We start from the raw sequence: 24,696 nt of genomic DNA, 5'->3' as shown, positions 1-24,696 counted from the left end.
GTGGGATAGACGAATGCAGACAATCCCCCATGCTCCTATAAACGGAACGATGGGGGAATATGCCGCACCTATGGTTTTACGCTTGTCTACTGACGGTACAATCCTTTATTGAACCGCTTTGCTGTCCGGTTGACTTGCAACTTCCGCAGGCGTAAGCACCTTGTCCTCGCCCGGGTAAGGCGTGTCAAACCCTTTGGTTGCATACCACGTCAAATGGTTCAGCATGTTGGCATTTGTCTCGTCCGGAGAAGCCTGATCCCCGCTGAAATGAACCTTATTTTCGTTCGACCATGTCGTCCACGCCTTCTCGATTTCCTTTGCTTTCGTCGTCACCTCTGCCGTATTGGCCAATGCCGCAGCGTTGGATCCAGGCTGGCCGTTTAACGTATCAAGCGGAATCTGGTTCGGCACGAAATCATATGGCGTAAAGTCCGGCTTATCGGTAAAGAGCTCGCTCATAGGAACAGCAGCTGCATCGTTCTGATTCATCGGCGGCAGGCCTAAAATTTGCTCGATGCTCCGGACCATGTTAATCACCGTCCAATAATGGCTGTCGGTCACCCCTTTTTTGACCCAAGGGCTGATGACGTAAGCAGGCGCACGGTGTCCGTCCACATGATCCACCCCGTTCTGTGCGTCATCCTCGGTCACCAGAATCAAGGAGTCTTTCCAATACGGGCTGTGGGAGATCAAATCGACGATCTTGCCGACGGCCAAATCATTGTCGGCCACCTGGGCCTGCGGAGTCGGGAAGCCGGTGGATGTTCCTGCCGTATGGTCGTTCATGACCCACATTTGCACGATTTGCGGCAGGTCGCCGTTTTTCACATAATCCTCGAATTTTTGCTTGAAGATTTCGTACCGGTATTGATCCGGAATGCCCGAATCGAACGTCGGGAACGGCTTATAGGTGATCGGGTCAAGCGACGGAATATCGGTCTTGGCCGTGTAATCCCCGATCGGCACATGAAGCTCTCCCTGTTTTTGACCCGACAGGATCAAGTAATCGTTATACCAGTCCGTCCAAGTACCGAACTCCTGAGGACCGCTGAATGCCGTGGTGTCTTCCCCGAAGTTGACGACGGATACCCCGTGCTTCAAGGCATTGTCCCACAGGTGTCCGGTCGATGCATAAGCCAGGGAATCTCCCGCGCCCCCCGGGTAGCTCCGTACGTTGCCTACGTCCGTTTCCTTGTCTTCGTAATCGGTATTGGTTGCCTGCATGACCCACTGGTGTCCGCTAGCCGACTGAATGCCGGATACGTAGAAGTTATCGAGAAGTGGATAAGTATTGGCGATTTTGTGGAAGTTAGGGGTTACGTCTTTTCCGAATTGGGTTAAAGCGGGGTCCGAGTTGCCTTTGCCCATATCCCCGTGGACCTGGTCATAGGTTCGGTTCTCTTTGACGATGTAGAAAATATGCTTGATCGGCGAAGGCTCGCCAATCCGCTCGGGCATGGCCGCCGGCTTCTTGTTGTTGCGCGGCTTGGCATTACGCCCGGCAATTTCAAACCAATTGTTGTTGGCGTAGACGTCATCCGTCCATTGGATAAGCTCTTTGTTTCCAAAGGATGACGGAATGATGGAGAGAGACCCTTGCTGGGCATAAGAGGAATGTCCCGTTACGCTGATCCCCTGTATCTTCAAGTTGCGTTCCGGTCCGAGGGAACCGACCCCGTCGGCATTCGCCACGAGCAGACGATTATGGGCCTGATCCGCTGCGATATCCACTGGGAACCATGCGGTCGGCACCAGACCACGAAGTCTTGGTTCCTTGGACGGCCCGTTCCAGTCATAGACAGCCAGCGCGTTGTTGCGTCCGAGACTGACCGCAAGCTGGTTCTCGCTAATCATTTTTACCGCATTGGGCGCCGATCCTTTGGGTGCATCAGGGTAAGGCTTGACGTCGATCGTCTGCACGACATGGTTTGTTTGTGTATCAATGACCGACACGGTGTCGCTGTTCGTGTTGGCGACAAATACATACGAGCCGGAGATATCCATCCGTGCAGGCTGCAGTCCGACTTCGACTGTTGTGCTGACCTTTTTTTCGGACAGGTCCACTACGGAAACGGTGCCGCTGGCCGAGCTTCCCGTTTGCTCCGCTACGATAGGCGTCCCGGATGAGTCCACCGTGAGGTCGCCGGACCCGGCTGCCCTTCCGCCTGTGTTCGTTACATAAGCCGTATTGCCGCTGACCACGACGCTGGTCGGTGCGTTGCCTACGGGGATTCGGTCCGTGAGTTGGCCTGACTCCAAGTCAATGACGCCCAGGCTGTTATCACGGCTAAGGGCCACGAGCAGGGTCTTTCCGTCCGGTCCCAGCGCAATATCTTGAGGGTTAATGTTGCCGCCTACAGCTGCCGAAGGAAGGCTTACGGTTTGCAGAATCGACGGGGTCCCGTCATCGGCGACCGACATAATGACGACTTTACCCGTTGTTCCGGACGAGCCTGTTGCATACAGCCGGGTGCCGTCGGCGGAATAAGCCAGGCCCCACATATGCGAAAGGCTTAACGGGATGTTATTTTTAATCAGTGCTCCCGTTTCCAAATCCACAATGTTGATACCATTGCCGCCATAGTCGCTTCTTCCGATAATGGCCGCAGCCGTCTTTCCGTCCGGACGCACCTTCACCGAAATCGGGTTTCCCCCGAATTCGACTTGCTGGCCAGCCGGCGTGACGTATTGATTGACCGGTGTCAATACCGAACCGTTCGCCTGCCGTCCGACCAGGTCTTTGTCAAAAGGGTTTCCTACCGCCGCATATACGCTCCCTGCGCCGAGCAGCATAGATGCCAGTGAAATCAAAGCCACGCCCCTTTTCTTCCCTAACTTCTTCCGTCTCATTCATTCCCTCTCCTCTGCTATCGATTTCAATCGTCCTGCAGGATAGATATTAAGAAGGGAATGTAACGCCGATGTAAAAAGAAACGACGTATCTGGTTAAACGGTTGAAAATAATTCCAAACCCCTATATGTATCATTCTTCATAGGGGGTAAATTCGACTACGGGGCCAGTCCATAGACCCAAGTGCAGAACATCCGTCCACAACGAAAAAGAGGCCCTCGCAGGACCTCTTCATACATCGCTTTGAGCTGACCGGACGTCGCGCCCTTAAATGAGCGTCCCCTTCTTCAGCATTTTCGTCGGATGGTCGTTGACGACCAGCGGCAGCATCTTCATGCTGCTCACCATTGGAGAGTTGCACTGAACGCAAACCGGCTCCGTTTCAAAAGCAAAGTTGTCTCTCATCCAGCCGTTGCATCCATCGTTTACGCATGACCAGATTAAAGTATCGGCCTCGGGAATTTCCTCGACCACTTTTTTTCCGAAATACATCGCGAACCCTCCCGTTATTTACCTCAGTTCATCGGTGTCCGCTTAGTATGCCCCAGAAATATATATTTATGATAAAAATCGCCTGATGATCCGTAAAACAGTTACCGCTGGATTTCGTAGTACGTTTCGTCCGCGTGCTTGCGGTCCGTTCCTTTCAGATACGCCCATATAATTTTCGGGTTCTTGACGACGGCCCAATCACCGTACTCATCGAATTTCCGGCAGGAAGTCGTCATGCTGGCCTTCGTGACGGTGCCGTACTTCTTCCCCTGCTGCTTGCCCCACTGCTTGAGCCGCTTGGCAAAATCGGCGTCTTCCGCCATCAGCATGTTTTCGTTAAAGCCGCCGATCGCTTCAAAGTCCTTCTTGTAACCCCAGAACAGTCCGACGGTGACCAGTCCGTATTTGAACAGAAGGGGCACGATCAGCAGCATCCCGGAGACGATGATACCGAGCGACACCCGCTCAAACTGGCTCCTCACCCCGCCGCCGATCCATTGTCCGGTTGCCAGCAGCCGGTCGATCTCCGTCAGCATGTTGTCCGTTACCCAGCTGTCGGCGTCGATCGTCACGATGATTTCACCCCTGGCCGCCTGAATCCCGGCGTTGCGGATCTGCGACAGATTTTTGCTGTCGTTCTTCAAAATGACGGCCCCGTACGACGAAGCAACCTCCTCAGTCCGGTCGGTGCACCGATTTAAGACGGTGATGACCTCCACCTGTCCCGGATAAGGCTCCGCTGCGGCAGCCAGAGAATCAAGGCAGCGCCCGATATAGTTCTCTTCGTTTCTGGCCGGAATAATCACCGAAAATTTAATGTTCCCCGTGTGGTCGTTACCTGCGAACCGCTTTGTTTCCATCAGCCATCTCTCCCTAGGATTGATTACTTGCGAATCCCATCAAGCAGTAACGTGGTGGCTTTGCGGAACAGCTCTTTCATCGCTGCCTTGTCCATCAGGTGGTAGCTGTCGCTGAGACCGGAATAATAGCTGAGAATAATAAAGGACAGCTCCTGCACGCTCTCCCCTTTCCATTCCCCGCTGTCCAGTCCGGCCTGGACCAGATCCTCAAATCCCTTCATGTAGTTCTGGATGATCTCCATAAACCGCCGCCCGGCTTCCGAATCGGCACCCACCCGGATCATAAATTCCTCGCCGGCCTTGTTGAGCGGCTTCTGAAGCGTGTCGACAAAATAGTCGGCGTAAGCGTAGAGCTGCTCCGTCGCGGAACGATCTTCCCCGGACTGCTCATGCCAGGTCTGCCAGGAGTTCGTAAACGCCTGCTCCGCCAAGCAGAGAAACAAATCCTCTTTGCTCTGAAAATGGTGGTAGATGCTTCCCTTGCTGCAGCCTGTGGCCTCGCAAATATCCATCATGGACGTTGCGGCGTACCCTTTGGCGGCAAACAGCGCCTTAGCTCCCTCGACAATGGTCTGTTTGGTCTGTTCGGCTTCGTATTTACGCTTTTTCATGATCGGAAGGCTCCTTGTTGTTTTAAAACCGACCGTCCGGTTTGTATCCATTATATGGTACCTGCAGGCCTGGCGTAGACTGCTTCTTTGTCTGTTTTTTGACATTTTAGGGCAGCCTGCTCCGTCGGGAAGCCCATGCTCATGCAGTAGCCACGCCGGATCGGTTATGTCATAATCAGGATCAGGGAGATTGTAAAAGGAACGGAATAAACGGTTGGTAACCGGTAGTCCCGGTATCACCTGGGAAAAGGAAGCGGTGCGCATGTTTGAAGATATTACGGAAATAGCGGGGCAGATGCTCATTTTGGACCGGACGGCACAACTGGAGGATGTGGATGCCCTGTATCCATTCGCGATGGACGAGCTGCTGTGCCGGCGCACAGGAGAAGGCGGTCCGCCGTTATGCCATATTTGGCGTCATCCCCGCTCTTTTATTATCGGTCTGAGGGACAGCCGGCTTCCCGGAGCGGAACAGGCCCGGGCTTGGCTGGAATCGCTCGGGTACCGCACGGCCATCCGCAACTCGGGCGGCGCCGCCGTTCCGCTCGATCCGGACGTGGTCAACGTGTCGCTCATCCTGCCGAAGCGGGGCGCGGGCGATCTCCACTTCCACCGGGACTTCGAGCGGATGTACGCGCTCATCCGGCAGGCGCTGGCCGCCACCGGCCAAACGGTGGACAAAGGGGAAATCGCCGGGGCTTACTGCCCGGGTGACTATGATCTGAGCATCGGCGGACGCAAGTTCTGCGGCATTGCGCAGCGCCGCCAGGCTCATGCCTACGTCATCCAGGCTTTTGTCATCGCAGGCGGATCCGGGCGAGAGCGCGGTCAGCTGGTCAAGTCGTTCTACGACCTGGCTGCAACCGGGGCCAAAGACGGAGATTACCCGTCCGTTGAGCCCGGTACCATGGCTTCGCTGGACGAGCTGACCGGCATGGGTCCGGGGGCGGCCGATACGTTTGCCGCTTCCGTCAAAGAAGTGGTCCGGAGCCTGCAGACGGCTGCCGGAGTAGCCGAGGCGGCGAGCCGCCTGCACCTGCCGGCCGAGGAGGAAATCCGGGAGATGACGGTCAAGCTGACGCCCCGCTACACCCCCCGGACGCCATAGACCCGCCTCTATAAATTCAAAATCCGCCCGCGAAATTTATCGGGGCGGATTCATGATCAGCAGAAGAATGCTCTTATCCAGCTTATCATTCCAGTCTATAAAGCAATCGGATACCGGCTGATGCAGCAGGCTGTTCAGACGCTTGCTGCGCATAATATACTCTTTTTCCAGTCCGCTCTTCACCGACTTCAGCAAGCGGCCATGGCCCAGCCGGATCAGTGCCTTCTCCAGCTCCAGGTATACGCCGCTTCGCACGACCAGCAGCGTTCTGGGATTGAGCTCAAAGGAATCAATCTGCTCGGGCGATTTTTGAATCTGCTGGCAAATGTGGAGTATTTCCGCTTCGATTTCGGACTTCAAAGGGTACTCCCTGTTCACCGCGGTGCCCTGTTTGCCCGCCTCTGCCGATACGACCGCGATCATCCCCGATCTTTTATGGAGATTCCAGTCATAATACACCTCTTCCGGTTTCGATCCGTTCATGATTTCAAGATAACTGATAATTTCGGGAATCACCGCCCGCATCAGATTGGCTCTGGTCTGCACAATCATGTCCTCCTGCTCCTGTTCCAGCAGGATGCGTTCAGACGGCGTCAGGAAGTTGCGCAAATATATCGTAATAAAGGTGTGACCGACAGAAACCACCACGGATTCAGGTCCTTTGCCAAAGTGGTCTCTTAATAGCTTGCTGGTATAGCTGGCAAAGAGCTGATGAAATGGTTGTTGGTTATGTAATTGATCCATTGAATTAGACGCGTCGTTGCGGTACGCAGCTAAACAATCGCGGCAAGCCGCTATATCATGTGTCCGCAAAAGCGTGTCTTTATATCCCTCCTGATTACGAAATAAGCGGGTGTTTCCCTGTCCCCGGCACAACTCCCGGGTCCTCAGCAAAACAAAAAGGCCTAACTTTCCCTTTAACAGCAAGAAAAAGTTAGGCCATAAATGACTTTTATCCAAGGATATATTCATTCATTTACCCGACAATATGAAATTGACGTTTACCAGTCTTGATTATAGCATAGGTATCGTTCCAAGAACAACCGCGTTTCATAAAGTGCGAATATGTTTATTTACAATCCAAATGAAAGCAGATGAGCGGAGGTTGACGGCATGAACGGCGCGGAGATCAAAACGATATTTTTTAAGGATGACGGTGTTATTCCGGGCAACCCCAACCTGCCGGTCATCCTATACTTGGGTTCGCTTAAGGATGAACCGGAGGAAACGGAAGCTATCTTTAACCGCAACGGCTGGCTGAACAGCTGGACGAACGGCGTCTTTGATTACCATCATTATCATAGCAATGCCCATGAGGTGCTGGGGGTTATTCGCGGCTCCGCCGTGCTTCAGCTCGGCGGTGAACATGGCCAGAAGTTCGAGCTGACCGCCGGTGACGTGGCCGTCCTTCCGGCCGGAACGGGGCACAAGCGATGCTCTGCCAGCAAGGATTTCAGGGTCGTCGGAGCCTATCCGGACGGCATGGATTACAATCTGTGCACCGGCAAGCCCGGGGAGCGCCCAAAGGTGCTGGAAGACATCGCACGGGTGCCCCTTCCGAATACCGATCCGCTGTACGGTGCGTCGGGCCCGCTCATGAGTGCCTGGAAACCTCAGCAGCAGACGGGAAATCACGCCTAAGCCTTCCTTGGACGACCGCTGGTTAAACGAGCCTGTGCAGCGGAATGCATTACAGCTCTGAACAAGTTAAGCCGCAAGCCGTTCCCCATTTGACATTCCTGACAAAATAGGTTTCGATTAGGATCAAACGTCAATTGAGGTGAACATGCCATGCGGCTTCTTGTCATTGAGGATGACAAGCATTTATCCGATACGGTATGCGAGACGACCCGGGACCTGTTTGAGGCCGATCAAGCCTTTGACGGCGAAGAGGGACTGTATCTCGCCCAGCAAAATATATACGATGTCATCATTCTGGATATTATGATGCCGGGTATGAACGGGTACGAAGTGCTGACCCATCTTCGGGAATACGGCATCTCCACGCCGGTGCTGATACTGACCGCCAAGGACAGCATCGACGACAAGATTCAGGGCTTCAAGAAGGGGGCCGACGACTATCTCGTCAAGCCGTTCCATCGCGAGGAGCTCCTGCTTCGCCTGGAGGCCATCGTCCGGCGCTCTGTCGGAGGGTTCAGGGAGCACACCCTCTCCTTCAAGGAACTGAAGCTCAATCTGAAGAGCCGTACGGTCAGCATTGGCGAGGAAGCGATCCTGCTGAACGGCAAGCAGATCGACCTGCTGGAATACCTGATGAACAACAAAAACATCATCGTGACCAAAGAACAAATTTTCGACCGGGTCTGGGGTATGGATTCCAGCACCACCAACACGGTGATCGAGGTCTATATCAGCAACCTGCGCAAAAAGTTCAAAGCGGCCGGCTACGACAAATACATCAAGACGATCCGCGGCATGGGGTACATGCTGTCGGAGAACGGTGAAGACCATGAATAAAAACAAAGTGATCCGTCACCAGCAGCTCCGGCTGATTCTGTACAATCTGATCGCATTCACCCTGCTCTTCGGCCTGTTCGGAGCGATCGTATTCGGCCAAATGCGAACCACACTGTTCGCCAAACCCGACCGGGATCTGACCATGTACAAAAGCATCATTGAAGCCAGGTTCGGCGACAGTCCGCTCAAGGATGGGTCGTCGGAGCGGTTCCGGTTTGGCAGGGTCATGCCCCCTCCAAGCCCCCGGATCATTCCCGTTCAATGGGACGCCAAAGGAGAAATTACCAACATCCAGCAGATCGGTATGCTGAACTACGAAAATTATGGTTTGGAAAATCTTGAATTTGACCCGTCCACGATCGGCGTCATTTCCAACCTGACCCTGAACGGCACGTACCACTTCCGCACACTGACCGTTCCAGACCCCCTTTTCAAGGGCAGCTACATCCAGCTGCTGGTTGATGTCGATACCGAGCATAATCTGCTGGGCAACTTCAAGCGCATCATCATCATTTGCGCGGCCGTGTTTATCCTGCTCTCGATCACCGCCAGCATCATTTTATCCCGGAAAACGATGAAACCGGTGATCCGCTCCTGGGAGAAGCAGGTGGAGTTTGTGGAGAACGCGTCGCATGAGCTCCGGACCCCGCTCACCATCATCCAGAACAAACTGGAACTGCTGCAAACTATGCCGGATAAAAAAATCGTGGACACGTTCGAGAACATCGCCTTGTCCCTCTCAGAAACGCGCCGGCTGTCCCGGCTGACGACCGATCTCCTTACGCTTGCCAGAGCCGATTCCACCGAAACCCAGCTCGAGAAGCAGCCGGTCGACATAGACGATTTGATCCATGAAATGTGCAGCCCGTATATCGAAATCGCCGAGCTTTCGGACAAGCATATCTGGTTCAGGCTGACGAGCAAGGCCCGGATCCAGGCGGATCCCGCCCGGCTTCACCAGCTGATGGTCATTTTATTGGACAATGCCCTCAAATACACGGGAGAGCACGACAGCATCGGCATCAGCACCTATATCAAGGAAAACCGGGTGTTTATCGAAGTCAGCGACACCGGCATCGGCATCAGCGAGGAAGGCCTTCAGCGCGTCTTCGACCGGTTCTACCGGGAAGACCGGGCACGCACCAGGGAGAGCGGCGGCTCCGGACTCGGGCTCTCGATCGCCCAGTGGATCGTGCACAGCCATCACGGCACCATCCAGGCGCTTCATAACCATCCGAAGGGCGTCATTATCCGCATTCGTCTGCCCAAATAGCTGCCTCCCTCCGCTCGGGCTTTTCAGGAAATATGCTACCCCTCGCGTCTTGAACACGAAGATGCGGGGGTTTTTTGTGTTTATGATGTTTTGGGGCGGTTAGGGCGGTTGGGACTTTTGGGATTTTCGGGGTTTTCGGGGTTTTCGGGGTTTTCGGGGTTTTTCTGAATTTTACATGAAGTTTCAGCTTAAGGTTTCGTTAAGTTTGCACTGCGATAATACAAATCGCAAACAAATTTAACAAAAGGAGGAATGTGGACTTGAACCCAGCAGGAACGACCCCCGAACGGCCGCCAGTCAAAGGACGCCGGGAGCTGAAGCATGCGATCACCCGGCTTGACTGCCACCTGCTCCGCAGCAACCTGCAGCACTTTATGACGCTTGACCCCCATGCCAAAAAGGACGGGCAGTATTTGATCCGAAGCGTGTATTTCGATAATTTCGACAACAAGATTTTGAATCAGAAAAAGGAAGGGCTCTATCACCGGGATAAATTCCGGGTCCGCCTATACGATCATGACGCGAGCTTTATCAATCTGGAGAAGAAGAGTAAACGTGATAATTTGTGCTACAAGGAAAAATGCCGGATCACCGCCGAGGAATACGAGCGGATCCGCATTGGCGACACCGCCTGGATGGAGGAGGACAGCCGTCCCCTCATGCGCGAGCTGTACGTACATATGAACCTGTTTCAGCTGAAGCCTGTCTGCGTCGTGGATTATGTCCGCGAGGTGTACATTTACGAGCAGGGGAACGTGCGGGTAACCTTCGACAGCTCCGTTAAAACCAGCTACAAAGACACCAACATCTTGAACCCTAACTTATTGATGGTCGAGACCCTCGACCCGAACATGGTCATCCTGGAGATCAAATACGACGAATATCTCCCGGATGTGATCAAATACCTTCTGCAAGTAAAGGATTGCCGGAAGACATCCTTTTCCAAATACCAGTACAGTCGGATGTACGGCTGAACACCAGAGCCTCCGACAGCGGAGGCATCCCATTTAAAATTCGGAGGAACAATTCATGGATCAAACGACAACCACCAATTTTTCGGATATATTCAAATCCAGCTTTTTGGAAAAAACGAGCAGCTTCTCTATCGTCGATTCGCTGATCGGCATCGTGGTCGCATTCGCGGTTGGACTGTTCATTTACGTTATTTACAAAAAAACCTTCAGCGGGGTGATGTACTCCCACAGCTTCAACATTTCGCTGATCGTGATGACCATGGCGACCGCCCTGATCATCATGGGGATATCCACCAACATCGTGCTGTCCCTCGGCATGGTCGGCGCCCTCTCCATCGTCCGGTTCCGTACGCCGATCAAGGATCCGATGGATCTGATTTTTATTTTCTGGTCAGTCGCTTCCGGCATTCTGTGCGGCGCTGGCCTCATCCCGCTCGTCATCATCGGTGCTATCCTGATCGGCCTCGTGCTTCTCTTCTTCGTGAACCGCCTGACCATCGACAACCCGTACCTGCTGGTCGTGAAATACACGAACGCCGAAGTAGAGAAGCCGCTGGAGCATATGATCTCCATGCAATCCAAAAAGCACAGTATCAAGTCCAAATCCGTCGTTCCCGGCAGCGGGCTGGAAATGACCTATGAAATCCGCTTGAAGGATAACAACACCGACTTTGTGCAGCAAATCATGAGCATGGAAGGTGTCACTTCCGCCATCATGCTGAGCTACGACGGCAATTTCACCGCGTAAGTCCCGCAGCAAGCACTTTTGGGACGGAAGGGAGTTTGACGCTTGGTGAAAAACAGAACCATTATGGCAGCCGCGGCGCTGCTCGTCGTGCTGTTCGTCATAGTAACGGCCGTTCTTCCGAAAGCGGGACTGGAAACCGTCAGCCTGGCCGATACCTACATGGATAAGGTGTTTGACAAGAGCAAGGTTCATACGGTGGACATTACGATGAACCCGAAGGATCTGCAGTCAATCCTGGACAACCCGCTGGACGAAGAAATGATGCAGGCCAACGTGACCGTGGACGGCAAGCAGGTCGACGGGGTCGGCATCCGGGTTAAAGGGAACATGACCCTCTCCTCCGTCGCGCAGATGGAGGACTCTGACCGGTACAGCTTCAAGATCGATTTTGACCACTATAACGACGACGAAAATCTTTACGGCCTGCGCAAGCTGAACCTCAACAACAATTACAGCGATCCAACGCAAATGCGCGAGTACCTGTCCTATGAGCTGATGAACAAAATGGACGTTCCCGCTCCCGGCTACGCCTACATGTACGTTACGATCAACGGCAAGGAATGGGGACTGTACCTCGGCGTGGAAGCGATCGAGGAGCCTTATCTCCAGCGCAATTTCGGGAACAGCACCGGAGACCTGTACAAGCCGGACGGCACGGGCAGCGACCTGAAATGGATCAGCGATGACATCAAGGATTACACCGGCCTGAACCTCAAAACGAATCCAAACTCCACGCAGACCGCCATGCTAAAGTTCCTCGACACGATCAATCACGGCGGGAATGTGGCGGATGTCGCGGACGTGGACGAAATGCTGCGGTATTTTGCAGCCACCACCGCGCTGGTCAGCTTGGACAGCTACCAGGGGCAAATGAAGCATAACTACTATTTGTATGAGCAAAACGGCAAGTTCTCCATGCTGCCTTGGGACTACAACATGGCCTTCGCCGGCTTCGGCGTTGGCATGGGAGGCGGCATGGGCGGCCGCGGAGGCGTGAACGGCGGCCAGGGCCGGGCCGGAAACGGCAACGGCAACGCCGGTGCGGCGGCCGCTGGTAACGGCGCAAACGGCGCGGCGCCGGGCGGGAATCCGGCTGCAGCGCCGGGTAACGGCGCGAACGGCGCGCAAGCCGATGCTGGTGCAGGGCCAGGTAACGGCGTCAATGGCGCTGGAGCAGCCGGCCAATCGCAGGGCAATGCTGGCGCGGGTCAAGGGGGCGGTGCTCCTGCCATGAGTGGGCAGGGCGGCGCCAACGGTGGCGCAGCAGCCGCGGGCAAAGGCGCGAATGGCGCCGCGGCAGGTAACCGCGCGCCGGCTGGCGCTGATGCGGCCGGCAACGCGAACCCCGGCCAGCGCGGCCAGGGCCGCCAAGGCATGGGCGGCATGGGCATGGATATGGCCGCTAATTTCCTGAGCGAGGACAATATCAATTTCAGCATTACGACTCCGGTATCGGGGACGACGCTGGACGAACGGCCGTTGATCAAGGCCCTCCTCTCGGTTGATGAATACAGGGAGAAGTACAATACGTACCTGCAGCAGATCGCCGACGGCTTCTTTGCGGAAGAGAACATGCAGTCGCTGACGACACAGGTTTCCTCCCTGATCGCACCGTATGTGGAAAAAGATCCGACCAAGTTCTACACTAAGGACCAGCTGCTAGAAGGAGCTTCGGGGGATAAGAGCCTGGTGAAATTCGCCACCGAACGGGCCGAGTCCATCAAGAAGCAGCTGTCCGGCGAGCTGGTCGTCGAAGCCAAGACCGATGGCGGCTTTGGCGGATTTGGTGGCCAGCCGCCGGCAATGAACGGCCAGGCCGCTGCCGGCGGCAATGGCGGCAATGGGGACGCCGCGCAGGCTGACGGGGCTGCACAGGCAGGCAACGGCGGAGCGGCGCAGGGCGCTAACGACGGCGCGCAGGCTGCGCAGAACGGCGGGCCGAACGCGGGCGACGCGACGCAGGGCCAGGCTGGTGGAGCGGGCGCCGCGACGCAGGGCCTGGACGGCCAAGCGCCACCGGCCTGGCCGGAAGGTCAAAATCCGGGGGACATGCAGCCCCCGGATGGGCAAATGCAGCCGCCTCAGGGAATGCAGGGCGGGCCGGGCCAAGGCAATATGCCGTGGGCCGGCCGCCAGAGAGGCGGCAACGACCGCGGCGGCTTCCCCGGCATGCCGGGGATGGGCGGCAGCAACCAGAATGCCCAGACGGGCCGCTTCACGACCGCGGACCTCATTATCGCGGCGGTCTTCTTCGTCCTTCTGATCGGGGTGACACTGTTTGCAATGTTCTTCAGCCGCCGAAGAACACCCCGACCAAAGCGGACAGAGCCACACACCAACGAACAAGATATCGCGAGCTGACCGCATCATGCTTCGATAGCAAAGCAAGCTTCGCATGAACAACAAAAGAGGCAGTCTGTACCATCGGCCCTATAAGGGGCCAAGTACGGTCTGCCTCTTTTTATATGAACAATAAAATTAAAATGTCGCAGCCTCCCTTAGGGGCATGGCTGTTTTTTCATATAGGATCACTTTGGTGAAGAGTGGCTGAAGTTTTATCCCGGTTCCCTTTGATGAGGATGATCATTTGCCTTTTGCCACCCAACAGTATGGAAAACGGGGTCTGTCCTTATCCAATGGACACATCCTTATTTTGTCCTACAAAAGAAGGACAAGACATATATATTCTCCTGGACGCGGTTGGGCTCAAAAATTCCTATATCTAGTGCCATCATCCAATAAATACCCTATATATAGAATCGGATGTTTGAGCAAAGATATGTTACCTCTGTCCACCATTTAAAAGACAAAAACTGAATTTGTTCGTTATACGTAGACAAGATCAAAATACGTAGACAAGATCAAATTAACCGTTACCCCAGCTCTAAATCGTCTAACTCGTCTAAATCGCAAACCATTCAGCTATTCTCCGCATTCTTCAGGTTTTTCGGACTTGTTTCCCAAATTTACGGTCGGCCTGGAGCTAAGGATGTTCCACGCTGGCCCGCCAATCTCCAAACATAACAATAATATAATACTGGACCTTTGCCGCTATCCCGAGCAACGCCGCGCCTGGCATCCTTACACCCTGCGCGATACGAGCCGCACCAGGTCGACGGTCAGCACTGGCAGGGACACGGAAGCGGGATATGCCAGGAACCGCGGTTCCCATTCGGGCGAAAACTTGCTCTTGTACTTCCGGAGGCCCTTAAATCCGTACCAATGTCCTCCGTACTGGAACACCAGCGCGGCCAGCTTCTCCTCGCGCAGCGCGCTCCGGGTCTCGCCAACGCTTGCCAGCGGCGCGTTCCCGAGATTAAAGACCTCGTATCCCTGCTCCTTGGACCACTCCAAGAGCTGGACAAACAAATAATCCATCGTCCCGTTTGGAACCTGGCTGCGGTGACGCATCAGATCGATGGATATCGTCCGTCCGCCGTCATAAGCCGGGGCAAGGGACGCAAAGGCAAAGATGCTTCCTCCGGGCTCCCGCAGCACGGCAATCGGCGCCTCCTGCAAATAGCGCTCGTCAAACCAGCCCAGGGAGAACCCTTTTTCCCGCCTGCCGTGCATCCAATCGTCCGACACTGCCCGCAGCTCGCGCAGCAGCTCCGGTGCAAAAGGCGGATGAACCACTTCAAACACCGCCCCCTCCCGCTCAAAGCGATTGCGTACCGTGCGCAGGTCGGTGTTTTTCTTGCCCGACAGCGTAAACTGATCCAGATGCACCAAGGCTTCTTCCCCAAGCTTGAAAAACCGGTAGCCGAACTCATGATACATCGGCAGATAGCCGGGGGTCGCCTGATAGAAGACCACGGACATCGCGTAGGTATCGGCCATTTGCAAAAACTCGCCCAACGCATCCGGTACTAGCTTCTCCGGACCGAGCGGATCGCCGAGCACGACCAGCTTGTCCCGCGAGCGGGCGTAAGGGATCAGCACTTCGCCATCCGCTGACCAGAAGAAGCTTTTATCCCCCGTAAACAGCATATGGGTCAGCAAATTTCCGTGATGACTCTGCAGATACTGCCGCAGCCTGTCCAGATCGGCCGGTGTCGCCGGGGCCGCCACCTTGCGGCTGGGACGCAGCACGATCAGCATAGTCAGCAGGATCCATGCCCCGGCGAGACCGATCACGGCGGATGCGGCATACGGATTGGAGCCGACCATCCAATGCATCCGCTCCGCGGTCGGCAGGTGGCGCAGCCATCCATGATGGACATGAGCGCCGACCCAGTAATAAGCCAAGGCGATGACCGCCGAGAGCACGTACCATACGGCTGCGCTTCTCCACTCGATCAATGCACCCGAGCGATAAAAACGGGCCCGCGAGATCCACAGCATCAGTGCAACGATCAGCAGAAAGATCGCTTCCTCGAAATCAAACGCCTTCGTAAAGGTGAAGACCGCCCCGGCGAACAGCAGCCCGCTCGTCCACAAATACGCCCCGCGGATACGGAGCGAAATGCCCCGGGAGAGGATAATCAGCATAAAGCCGATCATGACCGACAGCAGGTGGGAGATGCGCATGATCGGCATGGACAGCAGTTCCTCCGACAACCGCAGCCGATACAGCAGTCCCGGCGTGGCTGCCGACAGCAGCAGAAGAAGACCGCTGACCAGCACGAGCTTGCCAAGCGCCCACACGCCCAGATCGCTGAGAAAGCGCATCTGCCCCGGCCAGCGCCACAGCCGCTGCCAGGCGTTCAGCGGAATCTCGATGGCGGTCTCGACCTTCTCCAAGTTGCGTTTCGCTGGACTGCCGAATTCGAAGGCCGCCATGATCAGCCCGATCAGCCAGGGTATAACGTAGTAGAACAGCCGGAACAGCACCAGGACGGCCATCGCCCTTTCGGCGGGAAATCCCATATGCTCAATGCCGAGAAGGACGGTCAGGTCGAACGCGCCGATACCTCCCGGCGCCATGCTGAGGATACCGGCAATGGCGGATACGGTATACATGCCCATGACGCCCTGGAAGGTCACGTTATGCAGGACGCTGGCGGCAATCAGCCAAAACGTCACGCCAGCGCAGACCCACTCCAGCAGCGATGCGCACAGAGAGACGGCCACCGTGCTCCACGGCGTTCGGCCCTCCCCTTTGTTGAACCACCGCGCGAATAGCGATGAGCGCTGCATCAGAATAAATAAAGGCAGGTACAGGGCCATCCCCCATACGGCGAAAATCAGCCAGCGGTGCTCCCGAATCATTGTGGTTGCCGGGAACACCCCCGTTAGAACACCCCAGGACATGATGGATAGTCCCGTGATGATGACCGGTGACAAAAATACGACCGCAGACGCCATCAGCGAGGGCGCAATGCCGCTTCTTTTATACAGCAAGGTACGGAGACCGGCGCCGGTCAGTCCGGCAAAACCGATAATGTTGTTGAACGTGTTGGCGATCCAGGCATAGCGGAACGTGTTCCACCAGCCAACTTTCAGTTTGAAATGCATGCGGATCATGTAATCGTACAAGCTCATCACCCCGACGGAAAATAGGGAAAAGAGACAGATCCCCACAACGGTGCCCACCGGCAGCAGACGCAGCTCATGGAACGTACGCGCCAGGTGAATCTGCCGCAGCTCCCGCTGCCCCTCCCAATAGACGAGCGCGATCACCGCAAGCGGAATGAGCAGGCGAATCGCTTTGATTTCATATATTGAAGCCAGGATACGGAAAAATTTGTACCGCTCCAGCTTTTCCTTCATGTTATGCACCCTTTCAGCAGCGAAAACCCATTGATGTTGGTCCTGACATTCTTCCTTATCCTACCATAAAGCACTCATCCCATCCAAACACGTCCAATGAGCCGGGTTTCTATGGGAAGAGAGGCAAAGAGAGAGATAAGGCAGGATAGATAAGGCGGGAGCGGTAAAGCGGGAGCGGTAAAGCGGGAACGGCAAAGAGAGAGCGGCAAACGGGACGGAACGAACCGCAGCACGAACGGCCAGATTCGGCGCCCCGGTATCGAAATAACGCTGAATGTTAAAAAATCCGGCCCCGCAACAAGCGGAGCCGGACCATCTTGCTTTATTTATTCTCAATCGATTTACACGTTCACTTCATTGGAGAAATCATCTGCATTTCCCGGCCCCAATGGCGGTGCAAGGCGATGGCGTCGACCAGCTGCCGGGCAAAGACGCTGCCGTCTTCCGTCTCCTTGCGGATCACCAGTCCGGTATCCTCGCCCGGAGACGTCAGATGGCCGGAAGATGCCGAGGCGTCGGCCAAATGAATGCCTGAGCCGGACAGCAGCCCGGCCGCCAGCTCGGAGGCGCCTACGGTTTTGAAGTGGTTGTAGGCTTCCGTCACGAAATTGGCCGCCTCCTTGATGCCTTGCAGCTTGGCGATGCTCTGCTCCCCGCCGGCTACATAGACGGCATCAAACAGCACGGAGTCAGCCGTCAGGAAGGTATGCATGGCCTCCAGCTGGCTGCCGTCGGTTCCTGCGATCATACCCAGATTCTCGCTGACGACTTCCGGCACGACACCTGCTTCAGCGAAGGCCGCGAGGACAACCTTCATTTCGCCCGCGTCGAATCCGTCAGCGGCCAGTACCGCCACCTTACGGGTAGCCGGGGACATGGCGGTATGAAGCTGGCTCAGCGCCGGGGAAGCCTGGGTTTCGGCACCTCCTGCCACGGTCGCTCCGGAGGCTTCTTCTCCAGCCTTCGGCGGGTTGACACCAACGCCAAGGGCGATTTGCTCAGCCAGCATCAGATCAACGTTGCCGAACATATCGACAACCTGCTGCTGCACGCTTTTACTTTTCACCTTGCCTACTTCAAAGCGGAAAGCTTTAATAATATGCTGCTTCTCCACGTCGGACATGCTGTTCCAGAACAGCTTGGCCTGGGTATAGTGGTCCTTGAAGCTGTCGCTGCGCGCCCGGACCTTGCGCCCCTCCACTTTTTCCTGATAGTGGGTGTATCCGCCCTCCTGCTCCGAAACCGGACGGGGATCGTTGTTTCCAAGGGAGTTTTTATGATAGCTCGTTTGGCCCCGGTTGATCGTCATGCGGTGGTATCCGTCGCGCTGGTTGTTATGGATCTCCGCCACCGGCCGATTGATCGGAATCTCATGGAAGTTCGGTCCGCCAAGACGGATCAGCTGCGTATCGGTATAAGAGAACAAGCGTCCCTGCAGCAGCGGATCGTTGGAAAAATCGATCCCCGGCACGACGTTGCCCACGTGGAAAGCCGCCTGCTCCGTTTCAGCGAACACATTGTCCACATTGCGGTTCAGCGTCATTTTCCCGATGCGCTGAACGGGAATGAGCTCCTCCGGCCATATTTTGGTCGGGTCGAGAATATCAAAGTCGAAGTTGAACTCCTCATCCTCCCGGATCATTTGCACGCCAAACTCATATTCGGGATAGTCGCCCATTTCAATCGCTTCCCACAGGTCGCGGCGGTGAAAGTCGGGATCCTTGCCGGCGATTTTCTGCGCTTCGTCCCAGACCAGGGAATGCACGCCCAGCAGCGGCTTCCAGTGGAATTTGACGAAATGCGCTTCGCCCTTGTCATTGACGAGCCGGAAGGTATGTACGCCGAACCCCTCCATCATCCGGTAGCTGCGCGGAATCGCCCGGTCCGACATCGTCCACATGACCATGTGGGCCGATTCCGTATTATTGGCGATAAAATCCCAATGCGTATCATGAGCCGTCGACGCCTGCGGAATCTCGTTATGGGGCTCAGGCTTGAACGCATGCACCAAATCAGGAAATTTCAGCGCATCCTGAATAAAGAAAACCGGAATGTTGTTGCCTACGAGGTCGAAGTTGCCGTCCTCTGTATAGAACTTGGTGGCAAAGCCCCGGGCGTCCCGCACCGTATCAGCCGACCCCCGCGAGCCGGCCACGGTTGAGAAACGCACGAACACCGGCGTTTTCATCGACGGGTCCTGCAGAAACTTCGCCTTCGTATACTGCGTCATCGGCTTGTACACCTGAAAATACCCGTGTACGCCAAAGCCCCGGGCATGAACCACACGCTCAGGAATACGCTCATGGTCAAAGTGGGTCATTTTCTCCCGAAAATGAAAATCCTCCATTAACGTCGGCCCGCGTTCGCCTGCTTTGAGCGAATGTTCGTCCTCAGAAACCCGAACGCCCTGGTTCGTAGTCATGGGTTTCCCCGCATCGCTGACGCGGAATTCCTCCAGCTGACTGTCCTTAACATCCTTCTGCGGCTGCTGTTCATTCTTACGGTCCATCAATGCATCCCCTCCTGGTCGGTTACGGACGGTGTCCGAGTATTTACACCCCGTTATTACCCGAATGAAAATCCACCCAAACGGGAATGTTAACCTGGACATTTGCGGTACATTCGTTAAAAGCCGTTCTGCAGAGGCGTTTTCCGGTTTCAAAACTTTTTTGCCAAACTATATTTACATTTCTATAAAAATAGATATAATAAGATCCATGGATACCTTATTAACCATTAAAGCACTATCAAACGAGACCCGGTTTAAAATTCTCGAATGGCTGAAGCATCCGGAGGAGCACTTTGATCCTCAGGAGCATATGCCGGCATCCTGTAATTTCAAAGGCGGCATTTGCGTCGGAAGCATTTCACAGAAGACAGGGCTTGCACAGTCGGTTGTTTCAGGCTACCTGGTGAAATTGCAAAAGGCTGGTTTGCTGGAATCCCGCCGGGCCGGCCAGTGGACCTACTATAGACGGAATGAGGAGGGTATCAATCGTTTTATCGAACAACTCAAGAATGAGCTTTAGGCTAAAATGACATATGGTACACATCTGGACTTTTTGGCTTAAACGCTCTTTCTTTTCATCATATATATCTATTTTTATGTAAATGTATAAAGATATAAATCTCACATATTGGAGGAAACCGATACATGAACAGCAATACACAGCATACCCGTTCCACCGCAGCTCTATTCGAACCGTTTACCATTGGCAACTTGACGCTGCCCACCCGCATCGTCATGGCGCCCATGACCCGCGGATTCTCCCCGAACGGAGTACCGGGCCCGGACGTAGCAGCCTATTACCGCCGCCGTGCCGAGAACAACGTCGGCCTCATCATTACCGAAGGTACGGTAATCAATCACCCGGCGTCTACTGACAGCCCGAACATTCCGAGATTTTTCGGTGAAGACGCCCTGAACGGATGGGCCGAAGTGGTTAAGCAAGTTCATGAAGCCGGAGGCAAGATCATGCCGCAAATCTGGCATATCGGCATGACCCGTCCGGTCGGCGCTGAGCCGAATCCGGAAGCGATGCCGATTGGTCCTTCGGGCCTTGATCTGAACGGCAATCAGGTTTCCGAACCAATGACCGAAGAAGAAATCGCCTACGTGATCCAGGCTTATGCCGATGCGGCTGCCAATGCCAAACGAATCGGGTTTGACGGAGTGGAAATCCATGGCGCCCACGGTTATTTGATCGACCAGTTCCTGTGGGAACAAACGAACCGCCGCACGGACCGCTACGGCGGCGATATGATGAAGCGCGCACGCTTTGCGATTGAAGTCGTGGAAGCCGTCCGCCGTGCCGTAGGACCGGATTTCCCTGTCGTGCTGCGCCTCTCCCAATGGAAGACAAACCAATACGACGCAAGGCTCGCCCCAACTCCGGAAGACCTTGGGCAGCTGCTAGGCGCCTTGTCTGACGCGGGCGTCGACGTGTTCCACTGCTCGACCCGCCGTTTCTGGGAGCCGGAGTATGAAGGCTCCGACCTGAATTTCGCCGGCTGGGCCAAGAAGCTGACGGGCAAACCGGCCATTACTGTCGGTTCCGTCGGACTCGACGAAGCATTCACGAGCCTGTTTGCCGAAGGCAAAGGTGCAGGCAGCAAGGATATCGACGATCTCCTGGAACGCCTGGAGAACGGTGAATTCGACCTGGTTGCCGTAGGCCGTGCATTGCTTGGAGACCCGGCTTGGGCCACCAAAGTGCGTGAAGGCCGCTTCGATGAGCTTGCTCCGTTCACGCCTGATGCGCTGAAAACACTGGCTTAATGCGGTCCCGCCCCACCCCCGGGACAACGTGCCGCGTGAAGTCTTGATATAAATAAAGACCGGAAGAGGGCTGCAGCCTCTTCCGGTCTTTTTGCTGTGTACAGAATATTGTTCTTGTTTGACCTGTGCACCATGCGTTCATACGTTTACGAGTATTAGGAATCCAGCGTGGAGTCCTTTCCGCTGACATGGGCCATCTGCTGCTTGCGGGACCGCCCGCGCGACAAGGTTTCCGGCAGCACGATCAAGGCCGGTACCAGCATCGGCAGCAGGATGAAGCAGAGCACGACGAGACCGACGATCACGGCCGCAGCCAGCTCGATCAAGAGCACGAGCCCCGAAGGCATCAGCGTTGCGAACGTTCCGCCCAGAATGACCATGGCGGAAATAATGACACCGCCGACGCTGCGGGCTGCCTTGACAATCCCTTCTCCCGGAGACAGCTCCCCGTTTTCCTTGTAGCGCTCCATCAGGAAGATGCTGTAATCCACGCCCACCGCGACGATGACGATGAAGGAGAAGAACGGCACGAAGGACGATACCCCTTCCGCTCCGATGATATAGGTCGTTACGAACTTCGAGGCACTCATCGCCACGTAGTAGGAAGCGACAAGTGACAATACGATAAAGACCGATGGCCAGAAGGAACGGATCACGAACAGCAGAACGACGAACACGCTGACGATGACGATAATCGCCGTGCTGTTGAAGGATTTGATCTGGGCCTCATTCGTATCATACGTCGTTGAGCTAGGTCCCGCAGCTCCGAACTTGGCATCGCCAAGCACGGTTCCCTTCAGCGTGCCGGAAACCTCGCTGTTGATTTTCTCAATCGTGTCCATGGCCGCCGGGGAATACGGATCGTCGTTGAGGATGACGATCAGCTTCGTAATCTTGCGGTCCTTGGACATAAAGGCATCCACTGCCTGCTGGAAGTCCTTGTTCTCCAGCGCTTCCCGTGGAATAAAGAAGGTCTTCGAGCTGTTCAGCTGGGTCAGGAAGTCATTGGTCTTGCCGAGACCTTCAGAGATGTCGCCCAGTCCGTTGCCGCTCTGGTCGATGCCTTCCTTCAGCTGGGACATGCCGCCCGAGAGGCTGGATAGTCCGCTCAGCAGCTGTTGCTGCCCGCTTTGGACGCTGCCCAGCGCAGCATTCAGCTTCTTCATGTTTGCAGCGATTTCCTGACTGCCGCTGCTGCCTTGGCGCAATCCCTTGGCCAACTGGTCAGCCCCTTGCTCCAGTGCTGCCATGCCGGCAGCCATTTGCTTCTGCGCCGCGGCAATTTGGCCTAAGCCGCCGGAAGCCTGGGCGAAGGATGCGTTCAGCTTGGCATAATTCCCATTCAGTTCCTTGAGACCCCCGTCCAGCTGTGCCAAACCGGTAACGAGTCCTTCGCCGGTCTGCTTCAACTGGATATAGTTTGGATCCTCGGCCAGCTCGCTGTGGCTATCACCCAGATTGCCGATCAGCGTATTCATGCCGGCAAGCCCCTGCTGAATTTGCGGAATCTGTCCGGATACCTGCTCATAACCGCCTGCGAGCGAAGCGTATCCTTTGGACAGCTCGGTGAGTCCTTGGTTGATTTTGGACGTATTGGTGCTAACGGTGTTCATGCCGGCTTCAAGCTTCGCAATGCCCTTGCTGAGCTCCGATGCGCCGCTTGCTCCCTGCTGGATGCCTCCGGACACCTGTGAGATCGCGTCCGTAATTTGATCGTAGCCCTGCTTGACCTGTCCCGTACCCGACACCAGCTGATTGGCGCTGGAGAAGTCAGGCGTCGTCAGCTTATCTCCGATCTGGTCCAGGCCATCCTTGATCTGGTCCACGCCCTTTTTGGACGCCGAAATGCCGTCCGTCACCGTTTCCGTCTGGCTGCTGATATAGAAGTCCTCCACAGGCTCCGACTGCGGCTGGGTCACGCTTGATACCGACTTGACCCCGTCGATGCCTTTTAACTTCTCGGTCAGCTTGTCGATAACCCCAAGCGTGTCGTTATTGTCCATCGTCTTGTCGTCTTCGATGACGACAGTCGTCGGCAGCGCCTGGCCGCGGCTGAAATGATCAGCGACGATGCTGAAGCCCTTGGTCGACGGATAGCCATCCCCCAGCTCCTTCAGCTGGTCGAAGGACAGCTTCTGGCCGCTGGTCAGCAGCACCGGAATCATCAGAATGACGATAATGACCGTCACGATGACCGGATGCTTAACGGAAACTGCCGTCAGCTTCGCCCAGAAGGTGCTTTCCTTGTGGCCCGCCACCTTTTTCGACGGCCAGAACAGCTTCGGTCCGAGCGTCTTCATCAGGAACGGTGTCAGCGTCAGAATTTCAAGCACCAAGATCACCGTGCCGATCGCAACCACGTTGGCCGATTTATAGATGCCGAAGTCCGAGAAGCTGAGTCCTGCAAAGGCAATAAAGACGGTAAGAATGCTGTATACGATCGTTTTGCCCGCCGTTCTGTAGGAAGCGACGATGGCTTCATCGACGGATTTGCCATGCGACAACTCCTCTTTAAAACGGTTGAACAGCAGAATGTTATAATCCGTCCCGATGCCGAACAGGATGAGTACCAGCAGCATCTGGGTCACACTGGTGACCGGGAAGTTCATTTTATCGATGATCTGCGCCGCAATCCCCATCGAACAGAGGTAGGATATGCCTACGGCAAGGAGTGACACGAACGGGATCACGATCGAACGGAACATGACGATGAGCACGACGAGAATAAAAATAACGGTCAGCGCCGCGCTTTTCTCCACCCCTGCCGTGGACGCCTTGATGTAGTCGTTCTGGATAAAATCCTCACCGCTCAGGTAGTATGTCGCTTTGACATCCTTCAGCGCCTGATTGAACTGATCCGTGATTTCTTCCATATCCCGCCCGTTCTTGTCCAGGCTGAAGCTGACCATCACGGTCGTGCCGTCCTCCGAAATCAGCTGAGATTTGGCTTCAGGCATCGAGAACGGGTCCAGGACTTCGGTGATGCCAAGCTCAGACTGCTTCGCCTTCATGTTCATCACGCCGCTCTCGATGCTCTTCATATCCTCATCGGTCAGCTTGTTTTCTTCATGGAACACCACGATGTCGCTGGTCCCGCTCTGGCCGGTCATTTTATTGAGCAGCGCCCCCGCAACCTTGGAAGGGCTGTCTTCGGCGAGGGGATCCTGGCCTCTCTGCTGGAGAATGGCATTCACGTCGGGCTGGAACACGGTCAGCAGGACCGTCGCCACCAGCCATAACACCAGAATCGCCCAGCGCCACTTGATGATTTGCCGCATGTTGTTGATATTCCTCCTTCAACTTCCTTAGT

The 24,696-nt window shown here is 55.3% G+C and carries 17 protein-coding genes; 9 read left to right on the top strand and 8 right to left on the bottom strand.

Annotated elements, in window-relative coordinates; all coding sequences use genetic code 11:
* Positions 1 to 105 precede the first annotated feature (105 nt).
* From BCV73_RS30455 to BCV73_RS30440, 4 genes are all read right to left on the bottom strand, one after another.
* Positions 106 to 2,850, bottom strand: coding sequence for a bifunctional YncE family protein/alkaline phosphatase family protein (locus BCV73_RS30455; protein ID WP_089549625.1), 2,745 nt, complete (start codon positions 2,848 to 2,850; stop codon positions 106 to 108).
* A gap of 268 nt (positions 2,851 to 3,118) precedes the next feature.
* Complete coding sequence (locus BCV73_RS30450; protein WP_076172035.1) at positions 3,119 to 3,343, bottom strand: cold-shock protein; 225 nt, start codon at positions 3,341 to 3,343, stop codon at positions 3,119 to 3,121.
* Between the two features lie 101 nt (positions 3,344 to 3,444).
* Positions 3,445 to 4,203, bottom strand: a complete 759-nt coding sequence (locus BCV73_RS30445; RefSeq protein ID WP_089549624.1) for a glycosyltransferase — start codon at positions 4,201 to 4,203, stop codon at positions 3,445 to 3,447.
* A 23-nt stretch (positions 4,204 to 4,226) separates the two neighbouring features.
* Entirely contained in the window at positions 4,227 to 4,814 is a 588-nt protein-coding gene (locus BCV73_RS30440; RefSeq protein WP_089549623.1) for a TetR/AcrR family transcriptional regulator, read from the bottom strand.
* A gap of 262 nt (positions 4,815 to 5,076) precedes the next feature.
* Here BCV73_RS30440 and BCV73_RS30435 point away from each other — a divergent pair, with 262 nt between their 5' ends.
* On the top strand, positions 5,077 to 5,922 hold the full coding sequence (locus tag BCV73_RS30435; protein ID WP_089549622.1) for a lipoate--protein ligase family protein: 846 nt from the start codon (positions 5,077 to 5,079) through the stop codon (positions 5,920 to 5,922).
* 36 nt (positions 5,923 to 5,958) lie between these two features.
* Here the strand turns inward: BCV73_RS30435 and BCV73_RS30430 are convergent, their stop codons facing one another.
* Positions 5,959 to 6,666 (bottom strand): Na-translocating system protein MpsC family protein, encoded by a 708-nt coding sequence (locus tag BCV73_RS30430; RefSeq protein WP_089549621.1) that lies wholly within the window; start codon positions 6,664 to 6,666, stop codon positions 5,959 to 5,961.
* 369 nt (positions 6,667 to 7,035) lie between these two features.
* Here BCV73_RS30430 and BCV73_RS30425 point away from each other — a divergent pair, with 369 nt between their 5' ends.
* From BCV73_RS30425 to BCV73_RS35990, 6 genes are all read left to right on the top strand, one after another.
* Complete coding sequence (locus BCV73_RS30425) at positions 7,036 to 7,563, top strand: cupin domain-containing protein (protein ID WP_089549620.1); 528 nt, start codon at positions 7,036 to 7,038, stop codon at positions 7,561 to 7,563.
* 150 nt (positions 7,564 to 7,713) lie between these two features.
* A complete protein-coding gene (locus BCV73_RS30420; RefSeq protein ID WP_089549619.1) occupies positions 7,714 to 8,400 on the top strand; it encodes a response regulator transcription factor in 687 nt (228 codons plus the stop codon).
* Entirely contained in the window at positions 8,393 to 9,673 is a 1,281-nt protein-coding gene (locus BCV73_RS30415; RefSeq protein WP_089549618.1) for a sensor histidine kinase, read from the top strand. Before BCV73_RS30420 ends, BCV73_RS30415 begins: the two co-directional genes overlap by 8 nt.
* Before the next feature lie 260 nt (positions 9,674 to 9,933).
* On the top strand, positions 9,934 to 10,647 hold the full coding sequence (locus tag BCV73_RS30410) for a polyphosphate polymerase domain-containing protein (protein ID WP_089549617.1): 714 nt from the start codon (positions 9,934 to 9,936) through the stop codon (positions 10,645 to 10,647).
* Positions 10,648 to 10,702: 55 nt separating this feature from the next.
* Entirely contained in the window at positions 10,703 to 11,395 is a 693-nt protein-coding gene (locus BCV73_RS30405; RefSeq protein ID WP_089549616.1) for a DUF4956 domain-containing protein, read from the top strand.
* A 45-nt stretch (positions 11,396 to 11,440) separates the two neighbouring features.
* Complete coding sequence (locus BCV73_RS35990; RefSeq protein ID WP_256993052.1) at positions 11,441 to 13,756, top strand: CotH kinase family protein; 2,316 nt, start codon at positions 11,441 to 11,443, stop codon at positions 13,754 to 13,756.
* 720 nt (positions 13,757 to 14,476) lie between these two features.
* On the opposite strand, the gene mprF is transcribed toward BCV73_RS35990, so the two are convergent.
* Together mprF and BCV73_RS30385 are read right to left on the bottom strand one after the other, a co-directional pair.
* Complete coding sequence (mprF, locus tag BCV73_RS30390; protein ID WP_089549615.1) at positions 14,477 to 17,116, bottom strand: bifunctional lysylphosphatidylglycerol flippase/synthetase MprF; 2,640 nt, start codon at positions 17,114 to 17,116, stop codon at positions 14,477 to 14,479.
* A gap of 340 nt (positions 17,117 to 17,456) precedes the next feature.
* Positions 17,457 to 19,616: a catalase gene (locus BCV73_RS30385; protein WP_089549614.1), complete on the bottom strand. Its 2,160-nt coding sequence runs from the start codon at positions 19,614 to 19,616 to the stop codon at positions 17,457 to 17,459.
* Positions 19,617 to 19,824: 208 nt separating this feature from the next.
* On the opposite strand from BCV73_RS30385, the gene BCV73_RS30380 reads away from it, so the two are divergent.
* The gene (locus tag BCV73_RS30380) at positions 19,825 to 20,136 is read left to right on the top strand and encodes an ArsR/SmtB family transcription factor (protein WP_076172062.1); all 312 of its coding nucleotides are present in this window, start codon (positions 19,825 to 19,827) and stop codon (positions 20,134 to 20,136) included.
* A gap of 125 nt (positions 20,137 to 20,261) precedes the next feature.
* Positions 20,262 to 21,386 carry an NADH:flavin oxidoreductase gene (locus BCV73_RS30375; RefSeq protein ID WP_089549613.1) on the top strand — a complete coding sequence of 375 codons (1,125 nt, stop codon included), beginning with the start codon at positions 20,262 to 20,264 and terminating at the stop codon, positions 21,384 to 21,386.
* A gap of 155 nt (positions 21,387 to 21,541) precedes the next feature.
* Here the strand turns inward: BCV73_RS30375 and BCV73_RS30370 are convergent, their stop codons facing one another.
* Positions 21,542 to 24,664, bottom strand: coding sequence for an MMPL family transporter (locus BCV73_RS30370; protein ID WP_089549612.1), 3,123 nt, complete (start codon positions 24,662 to 24,664; stop codon positions 21,542 to 21,544).
* Positions 24,665 to 24,696 lie beyond the last annotated feature (32 nt).

Origin of the sequence: Paenibacillus sp. SSG-1 (assembly GCF_002224835.1) — a bacterium.
Classification (GTDB): domain Bacteria; phylum Bacillota; class Bacilli; order Paenibacillales; family Paenibacillaceae; genus Paenibacillus_AQ; species Paenibacillus_AQ favisporus.
Note: the sequence above shows the minus strand (reverse complement) of the source record. Positions and strands in the feature narration are given on the sequence as shown.

Bases quoted from the DNA above. Each gene is read 5' to 3' on its own strand.
- BCV73_RS30385 (WP_089549614.1), bottom strand. From the start codon at position 19,616: ATGGACCGTAAGAATGAACAGCAGCCGCAGAAGGATGTTAAGGACAGT.
- BCV73_RS30375 (WP_089549613.1), top strand. From the start codon at position 20,262: ATGAACAGCAATACACAGCATACCCGTTCCACCGCAGCTCTATTCGAA.
- BCV73_RS30435 (WP_089549622.1), top strand. From the start codon at position 5,077: ATGTTTGAAGATATTACGGAAATAGCGGGGCAGATGCTCATTTTGGAC.
- BCV73_RS30380 (WP_076172062.1), top strand. From the start codon at position 19,825: ATGGATACCTTATTAACCATTAAAGCACTATCAAACGAGACCCGGTTT.
- BCV73_RS30370 (WP_089549612.1), bottom strand. From the start codon at position 24,664: ATGCGGCAAATCATCAAGTGGCGCTGGGCGATTCTGGTGTTATGGCTG.
- BCV73_RS30440 (WP_089549623.1), bottom strand. From the start codon at position 4,814: ATGAAAAAGCGTAAATACGAAGCCGAACAGACCAAACAGACCATTGTC.
- BCV73_RS30450 (WP_076172035.1), bottom strand. From the start codon at position 3,343: ATGTATTTCGGAAAAAAAGTGGTCGAGGAAATTCCCGAGGCCGATACT.
- BCV73_RS30445 (WP_089549624.1), bottom strand. From the start codon at position 4,203: ATGGAAACAAAGCGGTTCGCAGGTAACGACCACACGGGGAACATTAAA.
- BCV73_RS30415 (WP_089549618.1), top strand. From the start codon at position 8,393: ATGAATAAAAACAAAGTGATCCGTCACCAGCAGCTCCGGCTGATTCTG.
- BCV73_RS30430 (WP_089549621.1), bottom strand. From the start codon at position 6,666: ATGGATCAATTACATAACCAACAACCATTTCATCAGCTCTTTGCCAGC.
- BCV73_RS30420 (WP_089549619.1), top strand. From the start codon at position 7,714: ATGCGGCTTCTTGTCATTGAGGATGACAAGCATTTATCCGATACGGTA.
- BCV73_RS30455 (WP_089549625.1), bottom strand. From the start codon at position 2,850: ATGAGACGGAAGAAGTTAGGGAAGAAAAGGGGCGTGGCTTTGATTTCA.
- BCV73_RS30425 (WP_089549620.1), top strand. From the start codon at position 7,036: ATGAACGGCGCGGAGATCAAAACGATATTTTTTAAGGATGACGGTGTT.
- BCV73_RS30405 (WP_089549616.1), top strand. From the start codon at position 10,703: ATGGATCAAACGACAACCACCAATTTTTCGGATATATTCAAATCCAGC.